This window comes from Pontibacillus halophilus JSM 076056 = DSM 19796, assembly GCF_000425205.1.
Taxonomy (GTDB): domain Bacteria; phylum Bacillota; class Bacilli; order Bacillales; family BH030062; genus Pontibacillus_A; species Pontibacillus_A halophilus.
This window is the reverse complement of sequence record NZ_KE384329.1, coordinates 1-4292: the sequence shown is the minus strand read 5'-3', so window position 1 is coordinate 4292 and position 4292 is coordinate 1. Positions and strand designations below refer to the sequence as shown.

Below are 4292 nucleotides of genomic sequence, written 5' to 3'. Positions count from 1 at the left end.
GGAGCTAGACGACAAACAAAAGCGTAGGGGGCTGTCCAGGCGCTCAAACTTCTCCCTCTCCAACACAAAGAAAAAGAGCACTCCCATAAGGGAGTGCTCTTCTCTTAGAAGGTCGTCTGGAATTCGGGGGTTAACGACACTTCGTTATTGCTTGCTTTGTTGAGATTTAGCGTTTTGTTGTTTGACGTGGTTGACGTCAGTTTTTTGTGCCTGACCGAACTCAGCGCCGTATTGGCCTTGTCCTTGTGCAGACTGCGCGTTTTGTTGCTTCACGTGTTGAACGCTAGTTCCAGAAGCAGTTTGTTGCGCGTTTTGAGCTTGGTTTTGTTGAGCTTTCATTTGCTTTTTAGCCATCTTCTTCACCTCCGCAACAATTAATTTGTGCAATAATGAAGAGGTTATCCAAATTTTTTTCGCCTGTTTTTCCAAACAGTACATTTCCACGTCTATCCAATCCCTGCATAGTGGCACTTTCCCTTGCGGACAATAAGGGTTGAGGAGGGATTAGGATGTATGTCGGTCGAGATATGACTGAATTAACAATGACTTCAAAACATGAATGGCGAGATAGTGAGTTGGCGTACTTTCAACATGCATTAAGCCAAATCGCTCCATATTTAAATTCTGAAGGTACAACCATTCTTCGTGAAATTTATAAAGAAATTGAAAGTCGTGGCGGCTTTAAAAAGCGGGAAGCCACTTGGACGAGTGGTACAAAGCCTGTTTACGACTAAAGATGTTTCATCATTTTCTGATGAGATACTGGAAATGGTAACTGTTCCATTTCCTCTGGTGAAGAAAGTCGGGCGTTGGATTTATCCAATTCGCCTGACTTGATCTCACCAGTCATTACTTCAAGGTCCCAAATCACATGAGAAAATGTATGCTTAATGTTGTCTACCGTTGACCCAAGAGAGACTTGTAATCCATATTCACCTTGAATCCACTTCTCAACGTTCAAGCGGTTGTGCTCTTCTAGTGAAACCATTGGGAATTGCCAGAGGTTAGCGAGTAGGCCGTCATCAGGACGTTTCTCAACAAGAATACGACCATGTTCATCCTTTAGGAGTAAGGACATGTATGGTTTTCTTTTTTGTTTCTTCTTAGACGATTTCACTGGTAGCAATTGCTCTTTCCCAGCGTGGAAGGCTCGGCAATGTTCTTGAACTGGGCATAACATGCATGATGGGCTTTTCGGTGTACATACAAGCGCTCCAAGTTCCATAAGACCTTGGTTGAATGAAGATGGATCTTCTTGTGAAATAATTTCACGGATGATGTTTTCAAATAACTTTCTTGTCGCTGGCTTCGCTATATCGTTCTCGATAAAGAGGATTCTTGAGAGTACCCTCATCACGTTTCCGTCTACAGCAGGTGATGGGATGCCATAAGCAATACTCAAGATTGCCCCTTTCGTATAAGGGCCTACGCCTTTTAGAGAGGAGAGTTCCTTTTCATTATGGGGTACACGCCCTTCATAGTTCTCCACCACTTCTCGAACGGCTGTTTGAAGATTTCTTGCTCTAGAATAATACCCAAGTCCTTCCCATGCTTTTAATACTCTTTCTTCATCGGCATATGCTAAATCTTCTAATGTCGGGAATTGGGACATAAAGTTCTCAAAGTAGGGAATGACTGTATCGACTCGTGTTTGCTGAAGCATAATTTCGGAAACCCATACTTTGTAAGGGTCTTGATTTGCTCTCCAAGGCAAGATTCGTTGCTCTTGTTTAAACCAATGAATCAAATCGTGTTGGTATTGAGCGACATCAAAATCTTCTAGTATTACAGGTACTTGTTCGTTTTTCACTTTCTGTCACCCTTCTGCTACAATTAAATTATTAACAATCTGAATCAACTGACAAAGGAGGTTATCACCAAGCATGGATACTGGTACACACATCGTTATGGGAATTGCATTGGGTGGCCTAGCTACGCTCGACCCAGCCGTTCAAGATAACCCCGCATTATTTAACGCAATCATGGTCGGGACCATTGCCGGGTCACAAGCACCAGACCTTGATACCGTCACAAAGTTTAAGAATAATGCTGTCTACATTCGGAATCACCGAGGGATTACCCATTCTATTCCCGCAGTATTGTTTTGGGGCATTTCAATCCCTGCACTTATCTTTCTCTTCGTACCAGAAGTTAACTTCCTACATTTATGGCTGTGGAGCTTTCTTGCCGTTATTCTCCACGTCTTTGTCGATTTATTTAACGCATATGGCACGCAAGCTTATCGCCCTTTCTCGGAGCGCTGGGTTGCTTGGGGCATCATAAATACGTTTGATCCGTACATCTTCTTATTTCATATAATCGGTATACTCACATGGATGTTTGGGGCAGACCCCGGCTACACGTTCCTAACGGTCTATTTCGTCTTATTCCTTTATTATGTGAAGCGCTATCTAGATAAACGGCAGATTACGAAACAGGTTGAAGCAAGATTTCCTGATGTTGAACAAATTGTTACTTCACCTACGATGCGTAACCGACACTTTCGTCTTGCCATTACAACTCCTACACACTTCTACGTAGGGAAATCTGAGAATGGCACGATTACGATACTTGATGAATTTCACAAGAAGCCACTGCCAGAGATGCCCGTTATGGAGAAAGCGATTACGGACCACCATGTGGAAGCATTCCTCCATTTCTCTCCTGTCTATCGTTGGACAATCGTTGAGCACGACCATCACACGGAAGTTCGCTTCACTGACTTACGTTACCGCTCAAAGGGACGCTATCCGTTTGTTGCCGTAGTCACATTAGACGATGACTTAGAAATTCTCTCTTCCTATACAGGTTGGATCTTCTCTGAAGAGAAACTTCAGAAAAAGTTGGATACGATGCCAACATCATCATAAGAAAAGATGACTCCTTTAAAGGGTCATCTTTTCTTATGATTCGTCTTTTTTCTGTAATAAATGCTTGTACTTCGGATTATTAGAAGCAAACTCATTTAAACGAGGTCCAAGGCTGTCAATCCACTGTCGTACCACACGCTCTGTTACTTCTTTCCCTTGATACTGTCGACCCGCCTTCGCACGCGTTGCTTCAAAGTCCTCCCATAACGATTCAACCCATTCTCGAGCCTGATCGTGCGTTAATTCGTTGTTTCGTTCAAGCAGATGTTGCGTTAATCGTTTATATGTGTCGTTCATGTTCATTCTCCTTGTGGATTACCATTCAATTCTTCCCCATTGTATCACATACGTCTAGTGTCTCAGCACATACTAATACTATCCTCAATCCAATTGGGGAAAGTCAGGAGGGTTTAAGATGGCACGTAACAAACAATCCCATTTTCCAAGTGACCAACAGCAATTTGATGGTGAACCAAGAGCAAAGGCAGAGTATGCACCAAAGCGTGCGAACGGCACCATCAACCAAAATCCACAGGAACGTATGAACAAGTCTTCTCACCGAAATAAATAGGAGGCGCTTGTAATGATATCCAAAAACTATACACGTAAACCGGATAAATCCTTTTTTGACAACCTTTATAGTGACCCATTCCAGTCTCCGAGAGCCAACCCAAAGCACTCGAAGGCCCAAATTAACGGAGAAACCCAACAATCTCAACATGAGATTATCCTTTCGAAACAAATGAAAAAACGCACATAAGCGGAACCTCTAACAAAAAACCGCCTTATTGCGTAAAAAAAAAGCACCCACATGTGTGTAAGTAGTTCGGTTCAGAGGTAGAAAAATGAAAATAGCAAGGCTTTTAACATGCGAATTCACATAGGAATTCGCATGTTTGTTTTTAGTGATATGACTAGGGTTTCGATGGTTTAACGTTAAAAATAACAACGGTTTTAGCATAGGAATGAGCAACTGGACAACAGCTATTGTCCACAAGTTAAAATGATGCTAAAACCATGGTCAAAACCTAAGTTATTTAGTATAGTTAATTGTAAGATTTTGTAGGATCGAAAGGCTTAATGAACAACTACATATGTAGACTTTGTGAAGGAATGTACTTAAACTAACGGGGCAGTAATGTTAAACAAAGGATTTAACTATTTTATGGTAAAATAAGGATAAAGAAGAGGGGTGTTTAGATGACTTTACATCATTTTATTGGGGCAAATATAGAACTTCCTATTGGTAGTTTTGGTAGGAACCCAACATATAAACCTCTTTCGGAATTGAAACTAAAAGGAATTAGTTTAGATAAACATTTGAAGAAGAATAACGGTTCTAAGCTCGTAAAGGTTTATGAAACAGAAGAAGATGCAAATGGAATTGATGTTTTTGACTTAGATACTGGATATGAACCTATA

At 41.4% G+C, this 4292-nt stretch carries 7 protein-coding genes and 1 pseudogene; 5 read left to right on the top strand and 3 right to left on the bottom strand.

All coding sequences use genetic code 11. The features are described from left to right. Positions 1–144 precede the first annotated feature (144 nt). A complete protein-coding gene (locus H513_RS0119235; RefSeq protein ID WP_026802190.1) occupies positions 145–354 on the bottom strand; it encodes a gamma-type small acid-soluble spore protein in 210 nt (69 codons plus the stop codon). Positions 355–509: 155 nt separating this feature from the next. On the opposite strand from H513_RS0119235, the gene H513_RS0119225 reads away from it, so the two are divergent. Continuing rightward, positions 510–734 (top strand): hypothetical protein, encoded by a 225-nt coding sequence (locus tag H513_RS0119225; RefSeq protein ID WP_026802189.1) that lies wholly within the window; start codon positions 510–512, stop codon positions 732–734. On the opposite strand, the gene mutY is transcribed toward H513_RS0119225, so the two are convergent. Next, complete coding sequence (gene mutY, locus H513_RS0119220) at positions 731–1810, bottom strand: A/G-specific adenine glycosylase (RefSeq protein ID WP_026802188.1); 1080 nt, start codon at positions 1808–1810, stop codon at positions 731–733. The two genes, H513_RS0119225 and mutY, sit on opposite strands and share 4 nt — an antisense overlap. 73 nt (positions 1811–1883) lie before the next feature. Here mutY and H513_RS0119215 point away from each other — a divergent pair, with 73 nt between their 5' ends. Then, positions 1884–2870, top strand: coding sequence for a metal-dependent hydrolase (locus H513_RS0119215; protein ID WP_026802187.1), 987 nt, complete (start codon positions 1884–1886; stop codon positions 2868–2870). A gap of 33 nt (positions 2871–2903) precedes the next feature. Here the strand turns inward: H513_RS0119215 and H513_RS0119210 are convergent, their stop codons facing one another. Next, complete coding sequence (locus tag H513_RS0119210; RefSeq protein WP_026802186.1) at positions 2904–3167, bottom strand: YfhJ family protein; 264 nt, start codon at positions 3165–3167, stop codon at positions 2904–2906. Positions 3168–3285: 118 nt separating this feature from the next. Here H513_RS0119210 and sspK point away from each other — a divergent pair, with 118 nt between their 5' ends. From sspK to H513_RS0119195, 3 genes and pseudogenes are all read left to right on the top strand, one after another. Then, the gene (sspK, locus tag H513_RS21390) at positions 3286–3441 is read left to right on the top strand and encodes a small, acid-soluble spore protein K (protein ID WP_081658356.1); all 156 of its coding nucleotides are present in this window, start codon (positions 3286–3288) and stop codon (positions 3439–3441) included. Between the two features lie 12 nt (positions 3442–3453). Continuing rightward, complete coding sequence (locus H513_RS21385) at positions 3454–3630, top strand: YpzG family protein (protein WP_081658355.1); 177 nt, start codon at positions 3454–3456, stop codon at positions 3628–3630. Between the two features lie 440 nt (positions 3631–4070). Beyond that, positions 4071–4292: pseudogene (locus H513_RS0119195) on the top strand (hypothetical protein); the annotation flags it as partial.